The 23,380-nt window shown below is 51.3% G+C and carries 23 protein-coding genes; 13 read left to right on the forward strand and 10 right to left on the reverse strand.

What is annotated here, in order from left to right:
• Nucleotides 1–34 precede the first annotated feature (34 nt).
• From trpC to rpe, 7 genes are all read right to left on the reverse strand, one after another.
• Nucleotides 35–823, reverse strand: coding sequence for an indole-3-glycerol phosphate synthase TrpC (gene trpC / locus F463_RS0111480; RefSeq protein WP_018987238.1), 789 nt, complete (start codon nucleotides 821–823; stop codon nucleotides 35–37).
• Nucleotides 816–1,304 carry a DUF3465 domain-containing protein gene (locus F463_RS0111485; RefSeq protein ID WP_018987239.1) on the reverse strand — a complete coding sequence of 163 codons (489 nt, stop codon included), beginning with the start codon at nucleotides 1,302–1,304 and terminating at the stop codon, nucleotides 816–818. The genes trpC and F463_RS0111485 overlap by 8 nt, the downstream gene beginning before the upstream one ends.
• Nucleotides 1,301–2,326, reverse strand: a complete 1,026-nt coding sequence (gene trpD / locus F463_RS0111490) for an anthranilate phosphoribosyltransferase (RefSeq protein ID WP_018987240.1) — start codon at nucleotides 2,324–2,326, stop codon at nucleotides 1,301–1,303. Before trpD ends, F463_RS0111485 begins: the two co-directional genes overlap by 4 nt.
• The gene (locus F463_RS0111495) at nucleotides 2,326–2,892 is read right to left on the reverse strand and encodes an aminodeoxychorismate/anthranilate synthase component II (RefSeq protein ID WP_026295541.1); all 567 of its coding nucleotides are present in this window, start codon (nucleotides 2,890–2,892) and stop codon (nucleotides 2,326–2,328) included. Before F463_RS0111495 ends, trpD begins: the two co-directional genes overlap by 1 nt.
• 1 nt (nucleotide 2,893) lies before the next feature.
• The gene (gene trpE, locus F463_RS0111500; protein ID WP_018987242.1) at nucleotides 2,894–4,411 is read right to left on the reverse strand and encodes an anthranilate synthase component I; all 1,518 of its coding nucleotides are present in this window, start codon (nucleotides 4,409–4,411) and stop codon (nucleotides 2,894–2,896) included.
• Between the two features lie 177 nt (nucleotides 4,412–4,588).
• A complete protein-coding gene (locus tag F463_RS0111505; RefSeq protein WP_018987243.1) occupies nucleotides 4,589–5,281 on the reverse strand; it encodes a phosphoglycolate phosphatase in 693 nt (230 codons plus the stop codon).
• An 18-nt stretch (nucleotides 5,282–5,299) separates the two neighbouring features.
• The gene (gene rpe / locus F463_RS0111510) at nucleotides 5,300–6,007 is read right to left on the reverse strand and encodes a ribulose-phosphate 3-epimerase (protein WP_018987244.1); all 708 of its coding nucleotides are present in this window, start codon (nucleotides 6,005–6,007) and stop codon (nucleotides 5,300–5,302) included.
• A 226-nt stretch (nucleotides 6,008–6,233) separates the two neighbouring features.
• On the opposite strand from rpe, the gene hemA reads away from it, so the two are divergent.
• Genes hemA through metW form a run of 7 tightly spaced genes read left to right on the forward strand, consistent with a single transcriptional unit; the run spans nucleotide 6,234 to nucleotide 12,978 of the window.
• Nucleotides 6,234–7,493 (forward strand): glutamyl-tRNA reductase, encoded by a 1,260-nt coding sequence (hemA, locus tag F463_RS0111515; RefSeq protein WP_018987245.1) that lies wholly within the window; start codon nucleotides 6,234–6,236, stop codon nucleotides 7,491–7,493.
• A gap of 53 nt (nucleotides 7,494–7,546) precedes the next feature.
• Nucleotides 7,547–8,629 (forward strand): peptide chain release factor 1, encoded by a 1,083-nt coding sequence (gene prfA / locus F463_RS0111520; RefSeq protein WP_026295542.1) that lies wholly within the window; start codon nucleotides 7,547–7,549, stop codon nucleotides 8,627–8,629.
• Between the two features lie 6 nt (nucleotides 8,630–8,635).
• Nucleotides 8,636–9,484, forward strand: coding sequence for a hypothetical protein (locus F463_RS0111525; protein WP_018987247.1), 849 nt, complete (start codon nucleotides 8,636–8,638; stop codon nucleotides 9,482–9,484).
• Nucleotides 9,484–10,341 carry a peptide chain release factor N(5)-glutamine methyltransferase gene (gene prmC / locus F463_RS0111530; protein ID WP_018987248.1) on the forward strand — a complete coding sequence of 286 codons (858 nt, stop codon included), beginning with the start codon at nucleotides 9,484–9,486 and terminating at the stop codon, nucleotides 10,339–10,341. The genes F463_RS0111525 and prmC overlap by 1 nt, the downstream gene beginning before the upstream one ends.
• A 56-nt stretch (nucleotides 10,342–10,397) precedes the next feature.
• Complete coding sequence (locus F463_RS0111535; protein ID WP_018987249.1) at nucleotides 10,398–11,195, forward strand: TIGR01458 family HAD-type hydrolase; 798 nt, start codon at nucleotides 10,398–10,400, stop codon at nucleotides 11,193–11,195.
• 53 nt (nucleotides 11,196–11,248) lie between these two features.
• Nucleotides 11,249–12,376, forward strand: coding sequence for a homoserine O-succinyltransferase MetX (gene metX / locus F463_RS0111540; RefSeq protein ID WP_018987250.1), 1,128 nt, complete (start codon nucleotides 11,249–11,251; stop codon nucleotides 12,374–12,376).
• On the forward strand, nucleotides 12,373–12,978 hold the full coding sequence (gene metW / locus F463_RS0111545; protein WP_018987251.1) for a methionine biosynthesis protein MetW: 606 nt from the start codon (nucleotides 12,373–12,375) through the stop codon (nucleotides 12,976–12,978). Before metX ends, metW begins: the two co-directional genes overlap by 4 nt.
• Nucleotides 12,979–13,004: 26 nt before the next feature.
• Here the strand turns inward: metW and F463_RS0111550 are convergent, their stop codons facing one another.
• Nucleotides 13,005–14,918, reverse strand: coding sequence for a sigma-54-dependent Fis family transcriptional regulator (locus F463_RS0111550; protein ID WP_081620825.1), 1,914 nt, complete (start codon nucleotides 14,916–14,918; stop codon nucleotides 13,005–13,007).
• A gap of 269 nt (nucleotides 14,919–15,187) precedes the next feature.
• Between F463_RS0111550 and F463_RS0111555 the strand changes: the two genes are divergently transcribed.
• The 3 genes from F463_RS0111555 to F463_RS0111565 all read left to right on the forward strand — a co-directional run bounded on the left by F463_RS0111555 (nucleotide 15,188) and on the right by F463_RS0111565 (nucleotide 18,805).
• Nucleotides 15,188–17,056, forward strand: a complete 1,869-nt coding sequence (locus tag F463_RS0111555; RefSeq protein ID WP_018987253.1) for a methanol/ethanol family PQQ-dependent dehydrogenase — start codon at nucleotides 15,188–15,190, stop codon at nucleotides 17,054–17,056.
• Nucleotides 17,057–17,069: 13 nt separating this feature from the next.
• Entirely contained in the window at nucleotides 17,070–17,390 is a 321-nt protein-coding gene (locus F463_RS0111560; protein ID WP_018987254.1) for a c-type cytochrome, read from the forward strand.
• Nucleotides 17,391–17,560: 170 nt separating this feature from the next.
• Entirely contained in the window at nucleotides 17,561–18,805 is a 1,245-nt protein-coding gene (locus tag F463_RS0111565) for an AmpG family muropeptide MFS transporter (RefSeq protein ID WP_018987255.1), read from the forward strand.
• Between the two features lie 213 nt (nucleotides 18,806–19,018).
• On the opposite strand, the gene F463_RS0111570 is transcribed toward F463_RS0111565, so the two are convergent.
• Together F463_RS0111570 and F463_RS0111575 are read right to left on the reverse strand one after the other, a co-directional pair.
• Nucleotides 19,019–20,029 (reverse strand): CDP-6-deoxy-delta-3,4-glucoseen reductase, encoded by a 1,011-nt coding sequence (locus tag F463_RS0111570; RefSeq protein ID WP_018987256.1) that lies wholly within the window; start codon nucleotides 20,027–20,029, stop codon nucleotides 19,019–19,021.
• Nucleotides 20,030–20,048: 19 nt separating this feature from the next.
• Nucleotides 20,049–20,504 (reverse strand): FxsA family protein, encoded by a 456-nt coding sequence (locus F463_RS0111575; RefSeq protein ID WP_018987257.1) that lies wholly within the window; start codon nucleotides 20,502–20,504, stop codon nucleotides 20,049–20,051.
• Between the two features lie 29 nt (nucleotides 20,505–20,533).
• Between F463_RS0111575 and cutA the strand changes: the two genes are divergently transcribed.
• The 3 genes from cutA to F463_RS0111590 are packed head-to-tail and all read left to right on the forward strand — an operon-like array spanning nucleotide 20,534 to nucleotide 23,223.
• Nucleotides 20,534–20,881, forward strand: a complete 348-nt coding sequence (gene cutA / locus F463_RS0111580; RefSeq protein ID WP_018987258.1) for a divalent-cation tolerance protein CutA — start codon at nucleotides 20,534–20,536, stop codon at nucleotides 20,879–20,881.
• Nucleotide 20,882: 1 nt separating this feature from the next.
• Nucleotides 20,883–22,697, forward strand: coding sequence for a protein-disulfide reductase DsbD (gene dsbD, locus F463_RS0111585; RefSeq protein WP_026295543.1), 1,815 nt, complete (start codon nucleotides 20,883–20,885; stop codon nucleotides 22,695–22,697).
• Nucleotides 22,690–23,223: a TlpA family protein disulfide reductase gene (locus tag F463_RS0111590; protein WP_018987260.1), complete on the forward strand. Its 534-nt coding sequence runs from the start codon at nucleotides 22,690–22,692 to the stop codon at nucleotides 23,221–23,223. Before dsbD ends, F463_RS0111590 begins: the two co-directional genes overlap by 8 nt.
• The last annotated feature ends 157 nt before the right edge of the window (nucleotides 23,224–23,380 follow it).

Here is a 23,380-nt window from a genome sequence, read left to right on the forward strand (position 1 = left end):
CAACGATGGCGACGCAACCGCCTATTTACTAGAATCAGGCAAATACCTTGGCCAGCTCGGCACCCGGGTTGTCCTGACGCATGAATGCCTCACCGACCAGGAAAGTATGCACGGCATGGTCGCGCATGAGTTTGACATCATCGGCTGTGAAAATACCGCTTTCGGTGACCACAATTTTATCGCCGGAGATTTTTTCCAGCAGGCCTAATGTGGTATCCAGCGTGACTTCAAACGTGCGCAGGTTACGGTTATTAATGCCTAGTAATGGCGTGGTCAGCTGAATAGCTTGCGCCAGTTCTTCACCGTTGTGCACTTCTACCAATACTGCCATGCCCAGACTGTGTGCAACACTTTCCAGTTGCTGCATTTGGGCCAACGTAAGCGCAGCAGCAATCAGCAGAATACAATCCGCACCCATGGCACGTGCTTCATAGACCTGGTATTCATCTATCATAAAATCTTTGCGTAACACGGGCAGGCTGCACACGGCCCGCGCTTGTTTGAGGTAATCGGCCGAACCCTGGAAGTATTGCTCGTCGGTTAGCACAGACAAGCATGCTGCGCCGCCTAGTTCATAGCTGGCAGCAATTTCTGCAGGTTTAAAGTCGGCACGGATCACACCTTTGGAAGGACTGGCTTTTTTAATTTCGGCAATCACGGCGGCTTTGCCTGCGGCAATCTTGCTGCGAATCGCACCGACAAAATCACGCGCAGGCGCTTGTCGAGTTGCGAGCGCCTGCACCTCGGCCAATGGCAGCTTGGCTTGTGCTGTCGCGATCTCTTCGGCTTTTGTCGCCAGGATTTTATTTAAAATATCACTCATAAGTCTGTCCGTTAACTTTAATCCAACCGCCTTGCTTTCCGTTCGGATCATGATGTGTCCAGTGCATGATGCCGCCCTTGGGGTTGTAAATATATTCGCCTTTAAACTGTACCTGATCACCCACGTTGACGTCAGCACGTTGCGCCAAATCAATATTGTGCGCAAAAAGTAATGTTTGCTCAGGCGCAATCGTAACCAGAAACCGCTGATGCTTTGCACCTTTGGTATCGTCTGGCAGCAGTTTCTTCACAATGCCATTGCCCTCTAGCCAGACGTGGCTCTGCTTTTGCGCAAAGGCCTGTTTAAGTGCCGCATTGTCTTCCTTTGCCAACCCGGAAGAAAGCGGTTGCAGACTCAGCGTCTGAACCTGCGATTTCACTTCAACCGTTGACTGTGGCTGATTGCTTACACCCTGCTGTTGCGGTTGCTGACATGCGACCAGCAAACTGCATAGCGCAATCAATGCATAGCGGCGCCTCATGTGGCCTGACTTAAAGCTTTCAGTTGCTGCAACTTATTCAAAGCCGCACCTGAATCAATCGATTGCGCCGCTTGTGCAATGCCAGAAGTTAAATCATTTACCAGCCCAGAGACGTAAATCGCAGCGCCTGCGTTTAGCAATACGATATCTCTTGCAGGGCCTTTTTCACCAGATAGCAAACCGAGGATAATCTCGCTGGAATGTTGTGCACTTTCAACACGGATACTGTTGATATCATGTAACGGCATGCCAAATTGTGCAGGATTCAGGATATATTCATTGATGTTGCCATTTTTCAATTCGGCCACATAGGTGTCCGCAGAAAAAGAGATTTCATCCATTTCATCAGCACTATGCACCACCATCACGTGCTCGCTACCCAATTTTTGCAGGGTTTGCGCCAGCAATGGCACTAAATCGCGGTGAAACACGCCCATCACCTGGCGTTTGGCCCCGGCCGGATTCGTCATCGGCCCTAACAGGTTAAACATGGTGCGTACACCCAGTTCGCGGCGCACGGGCGCTGCGTATTTCATGGCCGCGTGGTGATTAGGCGCAAACATAAAGCCAATACCGGCCTCGTTGACGCAACGTACCACTTGTTCAGGCGTTAACACAATATTGACACCCAACGCTTCCAGCACATCGGCAGAGCCGCTTTTTGAAGAAGCTGCGCGGCCACCATGCTTGGCGATTTTTGCACCTGCGCCTGCGGCGACAAAGGCTGACGCGGTGGAGACGTTAAATACCTTGTTCGGCGCACCGCCAGTGCCACAGGTATCAATCAGGTGGCGGGTATCGGTGATCTCTACCTTGCTGGAAAGCTCGCGCATCACCTGCGCAGCGGCGGCAATTTCGGTCACGGTTTCGCCCTTGACGCGCAAGGCTGACAAAAAGCCGGCAATCTGGATCTGCGTGAATTCACCACTCATGATCTGCTGCATGATTTCCAGCATTTCATCATGCGTGAAATCGGTGTGGTCAATCAGGCGCTGTAAGGCGATTTTAGGCGTGATGGCCATCAATAGCCTTTCAGGAAGTTGTCCAGCAGCTCATGCCCATATTCAGTCAAGATAGACTCGGGGTGAAACTGTACGCCTTCCACGGCTAGTGTTTTATGCTTGACGCCCATGATCTCGCCATCTTCAGTCCAGGCCGTGATCTCCAGGCAATCCGGGATGGTTTCACGCTCAATCACCAATGAGTGGTAACGCGTTGCCGTATAGGGATTAGGCAGGTTTCTGAACACGCCGGTATTGGTATGGTGAATCAATGAGGTTTTACCGTGCATCAGCGTTTTGGCCTTGATGATGTTGCCACCAAAAGCCTGGCCTATGCTCTGATGACCCAAGCACACGCCCAGCAAAGGAATTTTGCCAGCAAACTCGTGAATCAGGGGCACGGAAATCCCGGCTTCGTTTGGTGTGCACGGTCCGGGAGAAATCACGATTTTTTCCGGCGCCATCGCTTTGATCTGTTCTAGCGTGATTTCGTCATTGCGGTGCACATGCACATCTTGCCCGAGCTCGCCAAAATACTGCACGAGGTTATAGGTAAAAGAGTCGTAGTTATCAATCATCAACAACATATCAGGCTCCTTTTCCTGCATGGGTTTGAACATTAGCGGCCTGGCTATCCAGACCTGCCTGCACCAGTTCAGCGGCGCGGATGACGGCTTTGGCCTTGTTTTGGGTTTCTTCCCATTCGCTTTGCGGCACCGAATCGGCCACAATGCCCGCGCCCGCCTGCACATAGAGTTTTTTGTTTTTGATCACAGCCGTACGGATCGCAATCGCGACATCCATGTCGCCATTAAAGCCTAAATAGCCGACGGCACCAGCATAAATGCCACGTTTGGAAGGCTCCAGTTCTTCAATGATTTCCATGGCGCGCACTTTAGGGGCACCAGACACCGTCCCGGCAGGGAAAGTCGCTTTGAGCACATCAATCGCATCCAAGCCTGGCTTGAGCTGGCCTTCGACGTTGCTGACAATATGCATGACATGTGAATAGCGCTCAATGGTCATATTGTCAGTGACTTTGACCGTACCAGTCAGTGCGACACGGCCGACGTCGTTGCGGCCCAGATCCATCAGTTGCACATGCTCGGCACGTTCTTTCGGATCGGCCAGCAACTCTGCTTCAAGCGCCAGGTCATGGTCACGGTTTTTACCACGTGGACGTGTCCCGGCAATCGGCCGTGAGGTCACGGTGGTCTCTTCCAGACGCACCAGGATTTCTGGTGAAGCTCCGACCACATGGTGATCATCCATATCGTAATAGAACATATATGGGGAAGGGTTGAGGCTACGCAAAGCGCGGTACAAGCTCAATGGCGAGGCATCAAAATCTTGCGACATCCGCTGGCTCAATACCACCTGCATGATGTCGCCTTCTAGAATATATTGCTGTGCCTTTTTGACTGCCGCCTTGAAGTTATCCTCACCAAACTCAGACACCGCCTGTGTTTTATGGGTGGCTAATGCGTCAGGAATGTCAACCTGAGTGCGTAATCTAGCCAATAAATCATGCATACGGGCACAAGCCGTTTCGTAGGCATCTGCCTTTGCGGGTTCTGCGTATACAATAAAATAGAGCTTGCCCGAGAGGTTATCTACCACGGCAATCTCTTCAGACACCATGAGCAGGATATCGGGTACACCTATCGCGTCAGGTTTTTTCTGTTTGCCGAGACGTTTTTCGATGTATTGAATGGTCTCGTAGCCAAAATAACCGGCCAAGCCGCCGGTAAAGCGCGGTAAACCATCATAAGGCGGCGTTTTAAAGCGCGCCTGATACGCCTTGATAAAGTCCAGCGGGTTTTGATCGGAATGTGATTCTATGACCTGATGATCCTGAATCACCTGCAATTGCTGGTCTCGCACCACGATGCGGGTAGTGGCAGGCAGGCCTATAATCGAATAACGGCCAAAGCGCTCGCCGCCTTGTACGCTTTCGAGCAGGTAGGAATAAGGTTGATTGGCCAGTTTGAGATACAGTGATAAGGGTGTATCCAGATCGGCAAAGGTTTCTAGCACCAGCGGAATACGGTTGTAGCCTTGCGCCGCCAGCGCGTCGAATTCGGTCTTGCTTAATGTGCTTAACATGATGCTTTTTTCCAGTTTGATTCGTAGAGTGCCGTGCAAACAATCACAGCAGTTCGGTGCAAATGGCGCGCACCTGCGCGTGTGGCAGGACTAGCCCCGCCACGAACGACGCCAGCTTAATACTGGCCAACTGGAAGAATGATGAGCACAAAACATCATGATAATAAGGTCTGTTTTTTATGATCCCTGCTTTAAGAGAGCAGGTAACTCCAGCAAATCCACCACATCGGTGAGTTGCTGTATGGTGGCATCCACCATCGCGGCATCAATTGCGCGACCCTGATTATACCCATAAGGCACGGTCACGACAAAGCATCCGGCAGCATGCGCGGCCTGAATGTCTGTCTCTGAATCCCCTACCAGCACCGCTTCAGCAGGCAGCACGCCTAACTTTTGGCAAATATGCAACAACGGCAAGGGGTCAGGTTTCTTTTTAGGCAAACTGTCGCCAGAAATAATGACCTCAAAAAAATCAGCCAATCCGGCTTCCTGCAGCAAAGGCAAGGTGAATTTTTCGGGTTTATTGGTCACGCACGCCAGGTGATAGCCCAGCTTTTTTAATTGTTGTAATGCAGGCAAAACGCCAGCAAACGCCTGGCTTTCGGTGGCATTGGCTTCATAAAACCCATGGTAAAGCGGTTGTGCCCTGGCAAATTCTTCTGCCGCGGGCTCAGTATGCACGCTCCCGGTGAGGCAGCGCTTGATCAGGTTTTGCACGCCTTCGCCAATATAACTGGCGATTTGTGCTTGTGGCAACATGGGTTTGCCTAAAGCCACCAACATGCGGTTGGCAGCTTCGGCAATTTGTGGTGCGGTATCCAGCAGGGTGCCGTCCAGGTCGAACATGACCAACTTGACTTGAAACCGCATCACAACAGACTTTTTGAATTAAACAGTGGCTAAGGAAGCACGCATCGCCGCCACAACTGTATCGTAACGGTTAGGATCGGTGTCTTTAGGTGAACCGAAAATCGCACTACCTGCGACGAAGGTATCAGCCCCGGCTTTTGCGATCTCTGCAATGTTGTTTGCGTTGACGCCACCATCTACTTCCAGCCAGATCTGGCGGCCAGTTTTTTCGTAATAAGCGTCAATGCGGGCACGGGCCTGTTTCAGTTTATCCAAGGTGGATGGAATGAATTTCTGGCCACCAAACCCCGGGTTCACCGACATCAGCAAAATCATGTCCACTTTATCCATTACGTAATCCAGGTAATGCAACGGTGTGGCTGGGTTAAATACCAGGCCAGACTTGCAACCGCTATCGCGGATCAAGGCCAGGCTACGGTCAATGTGGTCAGAGGCTTCCGGGTGGAATGTGATGATGTCAGCACCCGCTTTGGCAAAGTCAGGAATGATGCGGTCTACTGGTTTGACCATCAGGTGCACATCAATCAGGGCGCCTACATTGTGTGACAGATCACGAATCGCATCACAGACCAATGGGCCGATAGTCAGGTTAGGCACATAGTGATTATCCATGACGTCAAAGTGAACGATGTCTGTGCCAGATTTAATGACGTTTTCGATTTCCTGGCCTAGTTTGGCAAAGTTGGCAGAAAGAATACTTGGGGCAATGCGAAAAGTTTTGTCCATGCTGGTGTTCCGTATCTTGAGTTCCGTGAATGAATCTAATAAAAATTTAGCAAAACCAATATTTTAACGTCATTTTATGTCAAATTAACAGGATTCTTGCTTGTGGCGCGTGAATATAAGAAAATGTCGGCACTTTAGATATGGATTTCCATCCAAACGCCCATGAACTGCCTGCAAGCGCCGATTTGTTTATCTTTTGACCCTGTCCCACAGGTAAAATAGCGCCATGCAGCTGTATACCATTGGTGTTAACCACACCACCGCCCCCATTGCCATCCGCGAGAATGTTGCGTTTAACAACGAAACCTTGCCGCATGCGCTGGCGGATCTGGCACGTCACAACGTGGCAGAGGTGGCGATCTTGTCCACCTGCAACCGCACCGAAATTTATGTGCAATCGATCCGGCCAGAAGTCGTGATTGACTGGTTAGCAGCTTATCACCGCCTCGAAGCAGACAAACTCCTGCCCTACACTTACACCTTGAGCAGCCACGAGGCGGTCAAGCACGCCTTCCGCGTCGCCAGCGGGCTGGATAGCATGGTGCTGGGCGAGGCGCAGATTCTGGGGCAGTTCAAGCAGTCAGTCAAAATTGCGCAGGACACTGGTACGTTGGGCACCATGTTACACAAATTGTTCCAGCGTACATTTGAAGTCGCCAAAGAAGTGCGTACCAATACCGATATTGGTGGCAGTTCGATTTCCATGGCCGCCGCCGCGGTCAAGCTGGCACAGCGTATTTTTGGGGATTTAAGTACACAAAGCGTGCTGTTTATCGGTGCCGGTGAAATGATAGAGCTGTGTGCCGACCACTTTGCGGCCCAAAAGCCCAAGAAAATCACCGTTGCCAACCGCACGCTGGAGCGCGGCGAGCAACTGGCAGAAAAAATCCGTGGCCAGGGCCTGAATGTGCAGGCTATCTTGCTCAACGACCTGCCAGAACGCTTTCACGAATTTGATATCGTCATCACCAGTACTGCCAGCCAATTGCCGATTGTCGGCTTGGGCATGGTAGAGCGCGCCATTAAAGCACGTAAGCACCGGCCGATGTTTATGGTCGACCTCGCTGTGCCGCGCGATATCGAGCCTGAAGTCTCGGCACTGGACGATGTGTTTTTGTATACCGTAGACGACCTCGCGCAAGTGGTATCAGAAGGCTTAGGCAATCGCCAGGAGGCTGCTGTAAACGCAGAACTCATCGTCAATTCGCGCGTAGAGCACTTTATGCAATGGCTCAAGCAGCGCGAAGCAGTGCCGACGATTAAAGCATTGCGAGACCAGGTAGATGCCGTGCGCAAGGCCGAGCTGGAAAAAGCACTAAAATTGCTGCAAAAAGGTGAGCCTCCGGAAAAAGCGCTTGAAGCCCTGAGCAATGCACTCACCAATAAATTTTTGCATGGTCCCAGCCATGCTCTGAATAACAGCCAGGGCGATGCGCACGCGCACATGGAGCACTTGGTAAAACAACTCTTTCAAATTAAAGAATGATTTTTTCAACTTGCGGCATCGCCCAAGGTGTGAATATTTAGGTAACTAAAACGATGAAACCAAGCATGTTACAAAAGCTCGCCAACCTGAGCGAGCGACTGGAAGAACTCAACCGCCTGCTCAGCAGCGAAGGCGTCACTGACAATATGGATAAGTACCGTAAAATCATGCAAGAACATACGGAAATCACGCCGATTGTTGAGCAATACCATGTGTACGTGCAAACGGAGGCTGACCTCAAAGAGGCGCACAACATGCTCTCTGACCCGGAGATGAAAGAGTTCGCGCAGGAAGAAATCGAGAGCGGCAAAAAACGCCTCGAAGAGGTTGAACTCACCCTGCAAAAACTGCTGCTGCCCAAAGATCCCAACGACGACAAGAATATCTTCCTCGAAATCCGCGCCGGTACCGGCGGTGACGAATCCGGCCTGTTCGCTGGCGACCTGTTCCGCATGTATTCACGTTATGCCGACCGCCAGGGCTGGAAGGTGGAAGTGGTTTCTGCCAATGAAGGCGAAGTCGGCGGCTATAAAGAAATTATTGCCAAAATCATCGGCTACGGGGCTTATTCAAAACTCAAATTCGAGTCTGGCGGCCACCGCGTACAGCGTGTCCCCGATACCGAAACCCAAGGCCGTATTCATACCTCTGCCTGTACGGTGGCGATTTTGCCCGAAGTGGAAGAGGTGGGTGATGTAGAAATCAACCCGGCCGATATTCGCATCGACACTTTCCGCGCCTCGGGTGCCGGTGGTCAGCACATTAACAAAACCGACTCTGCCGTGCGCATTACCCACGCCCCCACAGGGATTGTGGTCGAATGCCAGGACGGCCGCAGCCAGCATGCCAACAAGGCGCAAGCCATGCAAGTGTTGGCCGCGCGTATCAAGGCCAAACAGGTCGATGAACAACAAAGCAAAATCGCCTCCGAGCGCCGCAACCTGATTGGTTCGGGTGATCGCTCAGAGCGCATCCGCACCTACAACTACCCGCAAGGCCGGATTACCGATCACCGCATCAACCTGACGCTGTATAAAATTGAAGCAATTACCGAAGGCGATATGGATGAGCTGATTAATGCGCTGGCGACTGAATATCAGGCGGATTTGCTGGCGAGTTTAGGTGAAGAAGGTTAACGCACTGTGCATGCCTTCCGGACGCCTGTTGCGCCTAGCAGCATCCAGAAAGACAATCCAATCAAGTTTTTGCTGGATGCTGAAGCCATTGATTGCCTGGCACATAATATCGCCTTAGTGCATTCCCACTTTGATGCAAAAGTATTCAAAACCTTGGCAATCACCAACATTGCGGCGTTAGGGATTATGGACCGTTCGGCACACATTGCCGCGGCTTTAAAAGCGACATTGCCAGCCAAATTCTCAGATGCCACTGACATCCTACTCAAAACGCTCACCCCACCCAATGTGCATACCGAACGCCTGGGGCTCAGCGTGTTTTTTTATCTGCCCCATACCCGCTTTGTCGCGGAATACGGGCGTAACCCACAACATAATGGTGGCGAAGATCCGTTTGAAGTGGCCATGCGTGCACAGTATGAATTGACGCGCCGCTTTACTGCCGAGTTTTCCATTCGTCCGTTTTTAATGCATGATTTTGAGCGCACGCTGAATCAACTTACCTTATGGCTCAATGACCCAGACCCGCATGTGCGCCGTCTATGCACTGAGGGCTGCCGTCCACGGCTACCTTGGGGTGCTCGCATTCCCCAGCTGATTAAAGACCCCAGGCCGACGCTGCCGATACTCGAGGCACTGAAAAATGACCCCAGCCTGTATGTGCGCCGCAGTGTTGCGAATCATCTGGGTGATATTGCCAAAGACCATCCGGAATTGGCGTTTGACATATGTGAGCGCTGGCTCACAAATGCTGACAAAGACCTGAAATGGGTGATCCGCCATGCCGTGCGTCATCCGGCCAAACAGGGTCATGCCACTGCGATTGCCTTACGTAAAGCAGCAGGGGGCAGGTAGTGCCAAAGACCGTGCAACAATGGTTGCAATCGGCACGGCAACAACTGGCTCAGTTTGTGCTGCCTGATGAAGCGGCGATCGAAGCCCAGTTACTGTTGATGCATGTGCTCAATGTGAATCGCGCCTGGCTGATTGCGCATGCCACTGACCTGCTGCAAGCCGTTGCGGCCAATAATTTTGAAAAGCTGGTTCAGCGCCGCCTGCAAGGGGAGCCTGTTGCGCATATCTTAGGCTCTCGGGAGTTTTTTGGGCTCACCCTCAAAGTCACACCGGATACGCTGATTCCCCGCCCGGATACCGAAACGCTGGTTGAAGCCGCGCTGCAAAAAATCAATGGGCCTATGCATATTCTGGATTTGGGCACTGGGACTGGTGCCATTGCCCTGGCGATTGCCAGACATGCTCCGCAATGTGAGGTCATTGCCGTGGATGTGTCAGCTGCTGCACTTGCGGTTGCCAAAGAAAATGCAGCAGCATTGCAACTCGGCAACCTGCAATGCGTAGCCAGCAATTGGTTCGCGGCCCTGCCTGAGTGCAAATTTGACCTCATCGTCAGCAACCCGCCTTATATCGAAGGCAATGACCCACACTTGCAACAAGGCGATTTGCGCTTCGAACCTTTATCAGCCCTGGCATCCGGTGCTGATGGTCTGCAAGATATCCGCCAGATCATTGCCCAGGCACCCGCCTACTTAAATGAAGGGGGCTGGTTGATGCTGGAACATGGTTACAACCAAGCTCCAGCAGTCCAAAAATTATTGAACGCACATGGTTTTCAAGACATCCAAACCATCAAGGATCTGGGCGATAATCCTCGCGTCACCCTTGGACAAATAGGCAGCACCAACCCAGTATGATTTTTGCTTGAGTAAAGATACGTTAGTCTCAAGTATCATTTTCTGGAAAAAACATTATGCAATCTATCCCACATATCAAAGCCGTTTTATTTGACCTGGATGGCGTGCTCTACATCGGCAAACAGCTGATTCCCGGCGCATTGTCCGCTGTGGCACAGTTGCGCAAAGCAGGGATTGCCGTGCGCTTTGTCACCAATACCAGCACACTTTCCCTAAACTCACTCCAGCAAAAGCTGAACGACCTCGGCTTCAATACGGTGCCCGAAGAAATCATGAGTGCACCACAAGCGACCATCCAGTATTTAAAAAAGCAATCCAATCCGGTTTGCAAACTATTGCTGGCAGAGGACGTTAAAAAGGACTTTGCCTGCTTTGACCAGTCTGCAACCGCAGCCAATTATGTGGTGATTGGTGATATCGGTGACCAGTGGTCTTATGAGTTATTGAATGAAGTGTTTCATTGCCTGGTGAATGGTGCTCAGTTAATCGCGATTCATAAAAACCGTTTCTGGCAAACCGAAACTGGCTTGCAAATGGATATTGGTGCCTTTGTTACCGGCCTGGAATATGCCAGCAACACCCAGGCCATGCTCATGGGTAAACCTTCCCGCCATTTTTTCAATCAGGTGGTGGATACATTACGGATGAAGCCTTCTGATATCGTGATGGTGGGTGACGATATTGATGCCGATGTGGGTGGCGCGCAGGATGCTGGACTGCATGGCATTCTGGTGAAAACCGGCAAGTACCGCGAAACCTATACCCGCCTTTCAGCGATTGAGCCAGATGCGATTATCCAATCCGTCGCAGACCTTCCCACGTTGCTGGGTTGTTTATCGATTCAGACCCATTAAACGCAACTTAGCCTGTCTCGCCGTTTCGGCATGCTGCATAGTATAATCGCGGCATGTCTGAATCGAATTCTGTTGGTATCGTTAAAGCGCAGGTTGCGCACTTCACCCAGCCGCTGACCCTTAAAAGCGGCGCTGTGTTGCCACAATACCATCTTGCTTATGAAACCTATGGTGAACTCAACGCGGCCAAAACCAATGCGGTATTGATTTGTCACGCCTTGTCCGGCAATCATCATGTCGCTGGTCGCTATTCGCCGGAAGATAAATATCCTGGCTGGTGGGATAACCTTGTTGGCCCCGGTAAGCCACTGGATACCAACAAGTTTTTTGTGATTGGCCTCAACAATCTGGGCGGCTGTCACGGTAGTAGCGGCCCTTCCAGCGTAAATCCACTCACTGACCGGCCTTACAGTGCAACGTTCCCAGTCGTGACGGTAGAAGACTGGGTGGAATCTCAGGCGCGCCTGTTGGATTATCTTGGAATTGACCAACTGGCAGCCGTGATTGGTGGCAGCCTGGGAGGCATGCAAGCGCTGCACTGGAATATTGTCTACCCCGAGCGTGTACGGCATGCCTTTGTCATTGCCTCTGCGCCCAACCTGACCGCACAGAACATGGCCTTTAACGAAGTGGCACGCCAGGCGATTATTACCGACCCCGAGTTTTTTGACGGCGATTATTATAATCATGGCACCGTCCCCCGCCGCGGCTTGCGTATTGCCCGTATGCTGGGGCATATCACCTACTTGTCAGATGACGCCATGGGTGAAAAATTTGGCCGCAAATTGCGCCATGGCGATGTGAAGTACAGCTTTGATGTCGAATTTGAAATGGAATCTTACTTGCGCTATCAGGGCGACAAGTTTGCCGGGGAATTTGATGCCAACACCTATTTGCGCATGACACGCGCACTGGACTATTTTGACCCGGCCCTCGATTATGACGGCAATTTAAGCAAGGCGCTCAGCCGTGCCAAGGCCAAGTTTGTCGTCATCTCGTTTACCACTGACTGGCGCTTTTCGCCTGCCCGCTCACGCGAAATTGTCCAGGCCTTGCTGGATAACGCCTTGCCCGTCAAATATGCCGAGGTAACTTCTGCCCATGGCCATGACGCTTTCTTGATGCCGGATGCGCATTACCACGCCATCATGCGCGCCTACCTGGAGCAAATCAAAGTATGACGAATGCAAATATTACCAATATTCGCCCAGACTTTGCATTAATTACAAACTGGGTGCAAGCAAAAGCCAAAGTGCTGGATCTCGGTTGTGGCGATGGCACACTGCTCACGCATTTACATGAAACCCTGAGCACCACCGGCTATGGCATCGAAAAAGATGATGGTAACTGGCTGGCAGCCTTAAAAAACGGGGTGGACGTGATTCAAATGAACCTTGAAGAAGGCCTGTCCGGCTTTGAAGACCAGTCATTCGACACGGTCATCCTGTCGCAGACTTTGCAAGCCATGCACAATACTGAGAGCATCGTGCACGAAATGCTGCGTGTTGGCCGCGAAATCATCGTGACTTTCCCCAATTTTGGCTATTGGCGCAACCGCCTGCAAATCACGCTGGGGAATATGCCGGTCTCCAAAAGCCTGCCATATCAATGGTATGACACGCCCAACGTGCATTTATGCACCATCCACGACTTTGACCACTTTTGCCGCCAGCACAACATTCAAGTCATTGAACGTAAAGTGATTACCGATGGCCAGGATATTCATTTTTTGCCTAACCTGCTGGGCAATCTCGCAATGTACCGGTTGAAACGCGCCGCCTAATCCCGACAAGAGACCAAAGGGTGCCCTTAAGAAAGATTGAGCGCTTTCAGGCGCCGGTAAAGCGTATTTCGGCTTAACCCCAACTGACGGGAAACGGCCGAAATATTGCCGCCATGCTGCAGCATGGCCTGCCGGATGGCTTCATCGTTTTGGGCTTTCAAGTTGCCGGCTGCTAACGCTGGCCGTGCAGAACCGACGGGTGTAGAAGGTTCGCTGATGGGGTACATTTCATCGAGAAAGTCCTGCATCAAATGCTGGCGGCCAATCACGCCGCCATCTGCCAAGGCCACGGCCGTGCGCAACACATTATGCAACTGGCGTACATTGCCCGGCCAAGGATGCGCATTAAACAGTGCCATGACCTCATCACTTAAGCTGGCTTGTGGCGCCTGTTCGATTTGCAGAATCACCTGAATCAGCCTTGCCATATCCAGCCGCTCGCGTAGCGCAGGTAACTGCACACTCAAGCCATTGATGCGGTAATATAGATCACTGCGAAACTCGCCCGCTGCCACTTTGTCTTTTAACTTCTGATTCGTCGCGCTCAGCAGCATAAAGTTGACCGGAATCGCCTTGCTGCCTCCCAACGGGGTGACACTGCGCTCTTGCAGCACGCGTAACAAGCGTGCTTGTAGCGACAGCGGCATATCGCCAATCTCATCCAAGAACAAGGTGCCGCCATCCGCTTGCTGAATCTTGCCAATATTGCCTTTGCGTTTCGCCCCGGTGTACGCGCCCTCCTCATAGCCAAACAGTTCGGCTTCAATCAGCCCTTCTGGCAAGGCCGCACAGTTGACGGCAATAAACGGCTTGTTGCGGCGCGCACTGGCGTCATGAATGGCACGGGAAAATAATTCTTTACCCGCGCCGGTTTCGCCGAGAATCAGCACCGGAATGTCCTTATCCAGCACTTGTTTGACCTGGGTGATCGCCAATTTAAATTGGGGGTCACCACTATCGAGCAGCTCCAGGCTGGCCGCAGATTCGCGTGGCGTCATCGCCACTGGCTTTTTGGCGATAGTGGCTGGCTGGCTGGTCGATGCACGCGCAAACAAACGGGCGCCATTGCGCAGATGCAAGGGAAATAGGACATCAGCATTTAAACCGCGCTGCTTGAACGAGGCCCATGACTCGTCAAAAATGTCTTCAAAAGCAATACGGCGCGCAGACAGACTATCCTGGTCCAGCGGCAAACCAAACTGGAACTGGCCGCTACGGTTAATGGCCTGCAACTGGCCAGTGGCATCAAACAAGGCAACCCCTTCCCATAAAGTGCCAATAAACTCTGGCCGCACATGAAAGTGCACACCAATCTCGCCCTCTGCAGAGGCATGGAACAGCCTGTTTTCTACCATTTGTGCGGCCATTTTCACCAGGGCCAAGGTATGTTGCTGTGGTGCATTGAGGTCGTTGGAGACATCCAGCGTGGCGACCAAATGATTATTGGCGGCAAAGATTGGCACGGCGGAACAGCTGAGTGAATGGTGGTAGGCCATAAAATGCTCGGCGCCCTGCACACTGATTGGCAGGCGTTCGACCAATGCTGTCCCAATCGCATTGGTGCCGCGGTGCTCCTCGCTCCAAGAAGCGCCAGGCAATAGGGACGCCCTGACCTGGTTTTCATCCACGCCTTCACCCATGGTGCGCAAAATCACGCCTTCGTTATCGGTCAAAATCACCAGGCTGCGCGTATGGGCAATTTGCTCACTCAAGGTGATCATTTCTGGCTCGGCATGGGTGAGCAACAGGCGGTTTTTCTCCAGGCGCTGCGCCAGCTCTTGCGCGGTGATCACTTGGTCTTCAGCTGTCGCCTGCTCATCCACGCCCTTAACCATGCAACGCCGCCATGAGCGGGCAATCGCCTCGGCAATGGCGCGTTGATCGTCACGCAAACCCAATGTTGGCTGTGTTGTAGATGAAGGGGAATACTTGTTGGGCATGGAAAACTGAGCACCTGTCACATCAGATTGAACAACTGTACCAGTATGACACAGTCGTGAACAGCGCACACAATCTTGCACACGCTCGCGGACAGTTAACATATCTGAATAACTCACTGATTTTAATATATTTTTTAAAAATTTCCAAAAAAATGTTGCGCTTGGCACACGCATTGCAATGAGTGATCAAGCCGTTACAAAAGAAGCGTTTGTTACCGGCGTGTTAAACAATTCATCCAGCTTCAAAGCAACCATTTTGGAGGTTATTTATGCAACAACGTATCAAGCTTGCCGTCAGCGCATTACTGTTAGGCAGCATCAGCACCAGCGCATGGGCAAATGCCGAACTGGACGCTTTAATGAAAGACGACAACCAATGGGCCATGGCGCGTAAAGATTACGCTAACCAGGGCTATAGCCGTCTGTCGCAAATCAATAAAAGCAACGTTAAAAAAATGAAACTCGCCTGGTCATTTGCCACCGGCGTTAACCGTGGTCATGAGGGCGCACCGCTGGTCATCGGCAATACTATGTATATCCATACTGCATTTCCAAACAACGTGTATGCGCTGGACCTAGATGACAACCAGAAAATTCGCTGGTCCTATTTCCCGAAACAGGATCCAGATGTGCAATCCGTACTGTGCTGTGACAACGTGAACAAAGGACTGGGCTACGGTGACGGCAAGATTTTCCTGCAACAGAACAATGGCGTATTGGTTGCACTGGACGCTAAAACAGGTGCCAAGCTGTGGGATGTAAAAGTTAACGATCCTAAAACTGGCTCTGCCAACACCAATGTACCGCATGTATTTAAAGACAAAGTAGTGACCGGCTGCTCAGGCGGTGAATTTGGCGTACGCTGCCACATCAGCGCGTACAACATCAAAGATGGCAGCCTGGCTTGGAAAGCCTATAGCACGGGTTCTGATAGCGAAGTGATGATCGGTGCCGACTTTAACAAGGAGAACCCGCACTACAGCGCGTTATCAGTGTACGAAGATGTCAACGGCGGCAACAAAATGGGTGGTTCTTTCAAGAGCTTGGACAAATCCCAACTGAAATTCCCTGAAGCCAACCTGGGTGTACGCACCTGGCTGAAACCACAACAGCAAAAAGACGGCTGGCAAAATGGCGGCGGCCCAACATGGGGTTGGTACTCCTATGACCCTAAACTAAACCTGATGTACTACGGTACAGGCAACCCAGGCACCTGGAACCCGGACGTGCGTCCTGGTGATAACAAATGGTCCATGACCATTTTTGCCCGTGATCTCGATACAGGCATGGCACGCTGGGGTTACCAAATGACCCCGCATGACGAGTGGGATTATGATGGCATGAACGAAATCATTCTATGGGAAGCCAACGGGAAGCAACTGGCCTCACACTTTGACCGTAATGGGTTTGGCTACACATTTGACCGCACCAATGGCACGTTACTGGTCGCTGAAAAAATGCACCCCTTCGTTAACTGGGCAACCAAGATTGACCTGAAAACAGGCATTCCGGTGAAGGATCCCAAGTACTCCACGCACCAGGATTACAACGCTAAAGGTGTTTGTCCTTCTGCGCTGGGCGTGAAGGATGAGCAGCCCGCTGCATATTCACCTAAAAACAAGACTTTCTACGTGCCTTTGAACCATGTATGTATGACCTATGAACCGGTTGAATCCAAATATGTGGCTGGTCAACCATGGGTAGGCGCAACCCTGACCATGTTTGCTGGCCCGGACGGCGTGATGGGCGGCTTTATGGCCTGGGACGGTTTAAAAGGTAAAGCCCAGTGGTATAACAAGGAGAAATTCTCTGCTTGGGGTGGTGCGTTGGTGACTGCCACTGACCTAGTGTTTTACGGTACCTTGGACCGCTGGGTAAAAGCACTGGATGCCAAAACCGGCAAAGAGATGTGGAAATTCCAGGTAGGCTCTGGCGTGGTCGGTAACATGATCACTTATGGTCACAAAGGCAAGCAATACGTAGGTGTATTGTCCGGCATTGGTGGTTGGGCGGGAGTAGCGATGAACCTCGGCCTGACCAACGATACCGATGGCCTAGGCGCAGCCGGCGGTTACAAAGAGCTAACCAAATACAATGCTGCCCCTGGTGGTGGTGCAATGAATGTATTCAGTTTGTAAGGAAGGAAATCAGATGCAATTATTTAACAAAACCTTGCTGGCAACGGCATTGTTAGTGGCCACTGCCTCAGCCATTGCGGGTAGCGGCGCTGAAGCTCTGGCACAGAAAAGCGGTTGTTTGCTGTGCCACGGCGTAGACAAAAAAGTACTAGGCCCAGCCTATAAAGAAGTGGCCGCCAAGTACAAAGGCGATAAATCTGTTGAAGCCAAGCTGATCCAGAAGGTAAAAGCTGGCGGTGCAGGCGTATGGGGTGATATGCCCATGCCGCCTAACAGCCCGCAGGTAAAGGATGAGGATATCAAGACCCTTGTCCAGTGGGTGTTGAGTTTGTAGTTACCCTGTGAAATATGGCGGCAGTGGCATGTTCCGCATGACCAAGGACTGATCTGCTGGCGCCAAATTTCCAAAGTTTGACCATTGATCTCCGAGTGTGCCAACCCGCAAGGGTTGGCTTTTTTTTGTTCGCATATTAGCCGCCTTGTAAAAGCGTTTACAATGCGGGCATGACCCTCTCGCAAACCCTGTTTACCCGCCGCATGCTGATGTGTGTGGCCTTCGGCTTCAGTTCCGGCCTCCCCTTATACCTTTTGCTGCAACTTCTGCCGGCCTGGTTGCGCAGTGAAGGCCTTAACCTCAAAACCATTGCTGCGTTTGCCTTCATGCAGTTGCCTTACACCTGGAAGTTTTTGTGGTCACCGCTGATGGATCGCTACACCTTATTACAAACCTTGGGCAGACGGCGCAGCTGGATTTTAGTCACCCAACTGGCGCTGTTCGCCAGTATTGTCGGCTTGGGTATGTGCCAGCCACAACTGAACATCGCCATGGTTGCGCTACTTGCCACGCTGGTCGCCTTGTTCTCTGCCAGCCAGGATATTGTCATTGATGCCTACCGCCGCGAAACCCTCAGTGATGAAGAGTTGGGCTTAGGTAACAGCTTGTACGTCAACGCTTACCGGATTGCTGGTTTGGTGCCTGGCTCACTCGCACTTATACTTGCCGACCATATGGCCTGGTCACAAGTGTTCCTGGTCGTGGGTCTATTTATGCTGCCTGGCATAGGATTTACGCTCTGGGCGCGAGAGCCTGTGATTGTCAGCGCACCTAAAACATTGCTAGCTTCAGTGGTGGAGCCTTTCAAAGAGTTTATACATCGGAGCGGCTGGCAGCATGCGCTATGGGTGTTACTGTTTATCTTGCTCTACAAACTGGGCGATAGCATGGCCACCGCCCTGGCCACGCCGTTTTATATCGACATGGGCTTTAGCAAAACAGATATCGGGGCGATTGCCAAAGGCAGCGGTCTCGTCATGCAAATTGCGGGCGCCTTTGTCGGCGGCCTATGGATGCTAAAACTGGGCATCAATCGTGGTTTATGGGTATTCGGCGTGGTACAAGCCTTATCCATCCTCGGCTTCGCCTGGCTGGCAACCAGTGGTCCATTTACCGAGATCGGCGCAGCTGAACGTGGCATGCTGGCGATTGTGATAGGTTTTGAAGCCTTTGGTGTTGGCCTGGGGACGGCCGCTTATGTGGCCTACATGGCACGTGAAACCAACCCGGCCTATACCGCCACCCAACTTGCATTGTTTACCAGCCTGTCAGCCGTACCGCGCTCTGTCTTCAACGCACTCACTGGCGGCATGGTGGAGACTTTGGGGTGGCAGCAGTTTTTTTATGTATGCACGTTGTTGGCGATTCCAGGGATGTTATTGTTGTTTAAGGTAGCGCCTTGGCGGGATCGTTAGGCAAGTCGCTGAGTCTCATCTTGCGATAAGTGAATGAAAACAAATCTTTTGTTTGACGATGTTCGACGTTCAATCCGCATTTACCTTCGCCTAAAGGCAAAAAAGGCGTGTCATTACCAGCCAGGTCGGCTCAATGAGGGCTAAATATAATTTGCGCTTTTTGTAAGTAAGGATACATGGAATTAAGTGAGCGAGCTTTGGCAACATTGCCGTTTACTTAGGCGCAAATGTAAACGCATCACTGTAAAATTCTTCTTCCGGTAACCCTTGCTTCACAAATGTTTCTTTAGCAATGTCCACCATGCCCGGTGCACCACAGACATAAGCTTCAAACCCACTCAAATCGGCATGATCTTCAAGCACCGCCTGATGCACCAGGCCACGGCGGCCATCCCAACCATCTTCTTCATTGCCATCTGAGATCACAGGAATATACTGGATGTTAGGTATAAACTGTGTCCAACGCTGGCAAAGCTCTTCCATATACAAATCATTCACCTGGCGCGCTCCGCGGTAGAGGTACACTGGTCGTTGGATCTGGTTAAAAATCATGTGTTCTATCATGCCTTTAACCGGCGCAAAGCCGGTTCCGCCAGCAACCATGATGATGGGTTTGTCATTTTGCTCGCGCAGGAAAAAACTGCCCAGAGGGGCTTCAATGCGTAGAATGGTTTTTAAAGGCATCTCGTTAAACACCTGTTCGGTGAAATGCCCGCCTGCAATTTTGCGGATATGCAACTCAAGGAAACCTTTTTCATGAGGCGCATTGGCAATGGAGAACGCACGACGACGCCCATCTTTGAGCAGGAATTCAATGTATTGCCCGGCCATAAAGGTCAATTGTTCAGTAGCGGGTAATTGCAGATGCAATACCATGACATCATCGCCAAGCAGTTCTTTATGCTGTACCCGCACGGGCAGGATGCGAGGCTTGATACCTTGCACCATGTCGATCTGCCGGCATTCAATCACTAGATCTTCGAGTGGTCTGGCGCAGCAAAACAACGCCATGCCTGCAGCGAGTTCATCGTCTGTTAAGGCATTGCCCTGGTAGTCATCATGCATGACCTTGCCGGTGAGTACTTTGCCCTTGCACGCACCACAGGCGCCATTGCGGCAGCCATAGGGCATATTAATACCGGCTTCAATGGCTGCCTCCAGTACGGTCTGGCTCGGACGTACATCAAACGTATGGCCGCTGTTCTCAATCAATACGTGGTTCATGATTTTTGTGTTCTATGGGTTAATCTTTGCGTGGCAAATGAACAACATTATCCGCCGGTTTTGCTTCTTCCACTTCGGTAAATTCACCTTCAATCACTTCATCATTGGCACTGGCGCGGTACTGCGCGCTGCTTTTTTGGCCCGCTTGACCCAAACCTGGATTGTTCGCAGGGATTAGCAACAAAATGACGGCAATGACATCACTGATCACGCCAGGGATGAGTAACAATACACCGGCCAACATATTGCGGGCGGTGGAAAACATGGCAGAGACAGGATTGCCCCCCGCCCCCATCTGCTGGAACATACGGGCGGCGATCAGGTCTTTTTCGCTGCGGATCAGTCGCAGGCCGAGGTAGCCGATAGTCAGCAGATAAACTAACACCCACCAGCCATAGTGCTGACTAAGCTCAATCAGGACGGCTATCTCCAGGAACGGAAAAGCCAGTAAAATAGCAAAGATGAGAAAACGCATGTCAGAATCCTGTCTGTGAGTCAGCGCCCATGACGCCAAAAGAGGAAATTATAATCGTGTTTACGCACGTGCCGAACAGGACATGTGCAGAGCATATCGCGCAGACGCTCGTTACAGAGAAGTTGGCGGCATGTGTGAATATTTCAAGTCCTGTCACTTCTATCTATCGCTGGCAAGGGCAAGTGGAGCGCGCAGAAGAGATTGGCCTGGTCATTAAAACCAGTTGTAAGAAATATGCTGCTTGCGAAACTAAGCTACGGATGCTGCATCCTTATGAACTTCCGGAGATTGTAGGTATCCATGTGAACGAGGGTTTGCCGGAATATCTGGCTTGGGTGGTGGCAGAAACAATGGGGCGGGAGTCAATCGTTGATTAAAATGTGGAAGAGGTGCTGGATCATTCTGGCGATGCTGCTGCTGAGTACTTTGCCAGTGCACGCAGCGTCACAGTTTTCCAAGCTGTTTACTGACGGTGAGTCAGAAGAATTTCTGCCGGTCGATCAGGCGTTTAAAGTCGAGGCTGGCCTCATTGATGCCAGCCATGCCCAACTCAAATTTGTGATCGCACCTGGTCATTATTTGTATCGCGAGCGTATACAGCTGATGTCTGCAGGGGAGACGGCGAAAATCACATTGCCTGCCGGCGAAACCAAAAATGATCCTAATTTTGGTGAGCAACAGGTATTTCACCATGATACTTTAGCTGAAGTGACGTTTGTTGGTACTGCGCCTTCGAGCTTGCAGGTACGTTACCAGGGGTGTAGCGAAAAGGGTCTGTGTTACCCACCGCAAACTAAATTGCTGACATTGAGCAATTCCGCTTTAGCCTCGCCTGGTTATCCACTTTCAATGTCGCCAGCAAGGACAGGCAATGAGGGCGACGATGAATTGTCTGGCAAGCTGCTGTCGTCTGGTCACTGGTGGCAAATTGTGGCGGGTTTCTTTGGTGCTGGCTTGTTACTGGCATTCACACCTTGCATGTTTCCCATGATTCCCATTTTGTCGGGGATTATTGTCGGCAAAAATGCGCATGTGTCTCGCGGCAAAGCTTTTACCCTGTCACTAGCCTATACCTTGGGGATGAGCCTGACTTACACGCTAGCGGGTGTGGCCGCGGGTCTTTCTGGCCAGTTGTTAAGCAATGCATTGCAAACGCCTGCCGCTTTAATTGTTGGCGCCTTGATTTTTGTTGTGCTGTCTTTTTCCATGTTCGGCTTTTATGAACTCAAATTGCCAAGCGCAATAGAAAATTACTTTTTTAACTGGAGCAACCGCTTTAAGGGCGGGCATTTGCTTAGTGATTTTCTGATGGGCGCGATTTCAGCACTGATTATTAGCCCCTGTGTGGCAGCCCCGCTGGCGGGTGCCTTGCTTTATATCAGCCAAACCCACGATGTGACGCTGGGGGCGGTAGCATTGTTCTCATTGTCCTTGGGCATGGGCGTCCCATTGCTGCTGATTGGCGCATCCGCCGGGACTATTTTGCCCAAAGCGGGCGAATGGATGAATGCGGTTCGCCGCCTGTTCGGTGTGCTCATGTTGGGGGTGGCAATCTGGGTCGTGAGTCCAATCCTGCCTGTGGCTCTACAGTTGCTGTTATGGGCTGCGCTATGCATCGTGCCGGCCATTTATTTGCGTGCCATTGATCCTTTACCGGCAACTGCTAGCAATGTGCAACGTGTGTTCAAAGGTTTTGCAGTTATTGTGCTGCTGTATGGCATAGCGTTACTCTTCGGAGCCTGGTCTGGGGCACGCTCCCCTCTGCAACCGTTACAGAACTTGACGATGGCATCTACCCAAAATCTTCAACCGTTAGCTTTTCAGCGGATACACAGCTTGCAGGAGCTGCAACAAGCGGTAAATACAGCCAATGGTAAACCGGTCATGCTGGATTTTTATGCGGACTGGTGTGTATCGTGCAAAGAATATGAGCAGTTTGTGTTTACCGACCCGCAAGTGCAAGCCGCGTTAAAAGGCGTGGTGCTATTACAGGCAGATGTCACGGATAATCTCGAGCAGGATGCGGTGTTGTTGAAGCAGTTTTCGTTATTTGGCCCACCTGGGATTGTCTTCTTCAACGCGCAAGGGCAAGCGCTCCAACCTGTGATTAAAGGTTACCAGGATGCGTCCAGATTTCTGAATACGGTGCGTGCGCTAAAACTGCAGCCAACTGAGGATGCCTCAGATGCGTAATGTCGCACGTGTGGTGATGACGGTATTGCTGATCGTTGTTTTAGGCAGTGGTTTCCGCTGGCTTTATCTCAACCGCGACCAGTTTATGAATACAGAGTCTGCGTTGCCTGCGGCTACTGAAATTGCGTCTTTGTGGGAAACCACTTTAGCCGATCATGCCGGTAAAACCTATACCTTGTCGCAATTTAAAGGCAAGCCACTGATTTTAAATTTCTGGGCAACCTGGTGTGAGCCCTGTCGTGACGAAATGCCGGAAATTTCTGAATTGGCCAGCCAGCATCCCGAGATTGCTGTGCTTGGCTTGGCGATCGATGAAGCGGCGGCTGTGCATGAGTTTGTTGAAAGCACCCCCGTCAGCTACCCCCTGCTGATTGCAGAAAATGAAGGTATGCCTTTAGCTGAGGTATTGGGTAATAATAAAGGTGTATTGCCTTATACAGTAATCATTTCAGCCCAGGGTGAAGTGACGCAGATCTTCTTCGGTCGTGTAAACCGCCAAATGCTGCAAAAAGCACTCAATTTGTAACTCATCCGCCAAGGCTGCAGCCACTTTGGCTATGGCTTATAGCCTGCATGTTCGCGGCAAAACCCCCTCACTTAACTTCTCATTTGGCGACTTTCAATTTTCTTTAAATTGCGAATTCTGCTGGACAAAATGCGATAACTTCGGCAAACTTCGACGC

Origin of the sequence: Methylophilus methylotrophus DSM 46235 = ATCC 53528 (genome assembly GCF_000378225.1) — a bacterium.
GTDB classification, from domain to species: Bacteria; Pseudomonadota; Gammaproteobacteria; order Burkholderiales; family Methylophilaceae; genus Methylophilus; species Methylophilus methylotrophus.

Bases quoted from the DNA above. Each gene is read 5' to 3' on its own strand.
- F463_RS0111570 (WP_018987256.1), bottom strand. From the start codon at position 20,029: ATGAACCACGTATTGATTGAGAACAGCGGCCATACGTTTGATGTACGT.
- cutA (WP_018987258.1), top strand. From the start codon at position 20,534: ATGACGCCAAAAGAGGAAATTATAATCGTGTTTACGCACGTGCCGAAC.
- hemA (WP_018987245.1), top strand. From the start codon at position 6,234: ATGCAGCTGTATACCATTGGTGTTAACCACACCACCGCCCCCATTGCC.
- F463_RS0111565 (WP_018987255.1), top strand. From the start codon at position 17,561: ATGACCCTCTCGCAAACCCTGTTTACCCGCCGCATGCTGATGTGTGTG.
- F463_RS0111495 (WP_026295541.1), bottom strand. From the start codon at position 2,892: ATGTTGTTGATGATTGATAACTACGACTCTTTTACCTATAACCTCGTG.
- dsbD (WP_026295543.1), top strand. From the start codon at position 20,883: ATGTGGAAGAGGTGCTGGATCATTCTGGCGATGCTGCTGCTGAGTACT.
- rpe (WP_018987244.1), bottom strand. From the start codon at position 6,007: ATGGACAAAACTTTTCGCATTGCCCCAAGTATTCTTTCTGCCAACTTT.
- trpE (WP_018987242.1), bottom strand. From the start codon at position 4,411: ATGTTAAGCACATTAAGCAAGACCGAATTCGACGCGCTGGCGGCGCAA.
- trpC (WP_018987238.1), bottom strand. From the start codon at position 823: ATGAGTGATATTTTAAATAAAATCCTGGCGACAAAAGCCGAAGAGATC.
- F463_RS0111485 (WP_018987239.1), bottom strand. From the start codon at position 1,304: ATGAGGCGCCGCTATGCATTGATTGCGCTATGCAGTTTGCTGGTCGCA.
- metW (WP_018987251.1), top strand. From the start codon at position 12,373: ATGACGAATGCAAATATTACCAATATTCGCCCAGACTTTGCATTAATT.
- F463_RS0111550 (WP_081620825.1), bottom strand. From the start codon at position 14,918: ATGCCCAACAAGTATTCCCCTTCATCTACAACACAGCCAACATTGGGT.
- F463_RS0111505 (WP_018987243.1), bottom strand. From the start codon at position 5,281: ATGCGGTTTCAAGTCAAGTTGGTCATGTTCGACCTGGACGGCACCCTG.
- trpD (WP_018987240.1), bottom strand. From the start codon at position 2,326: ATGGCCATCACGCCTAAAATCGCCTTACAGCGCCTGATTGACCACACC.
- metX (WP_018987250.1), top strand. From the start codon at position 11,249: ATGTCTGAATCGAATTCTGTTGGTATCGTTAAAGCGCAGGTTGCGCAC.
- F463_RS0111575 (WP_018987257.1), bottom strand. From the start codon at position 20,504: ATGCGTTTTCTCATCTTTGCTATTTTACTGGCTTTTCCGTTCCTGGAG.
- F463_RS0111560 (WP_018987254.1), top strand. From the start codon at position 17,070: ATGCAATTATTTAACAAAACCTTGCTGGCAACGGCATTGTTAGTGGCC.
- F463_RS0111555 (WP_018987253.1), top strand. From the start codon at position 15,188: ATGCAACAACGTATCAAGCTTGCCGTCAGCGCATTACTGTTAGGCAGC.
- F463_RS0111590 (WP_018987260.1), top strand. From the start codon at position 22,690: ATGCGTAATGTCGCACGTGTGGTGATGACGGTATTGCTGATCGTTGTT.
- prfA (WP_026295542.1), top strand. From the start codon at position 7,547: ATGAAACCAAGCATGTTACAAAAGCTCGCCAACCTGAGCGAGCGACTG.
- F463_RS0111535 (WP_018987249.1), top strand. From the start codon at position 10,398: ATGCAATCTATCCCACATATCAAAGCCGTTTTATTTGACCTGGATGGC.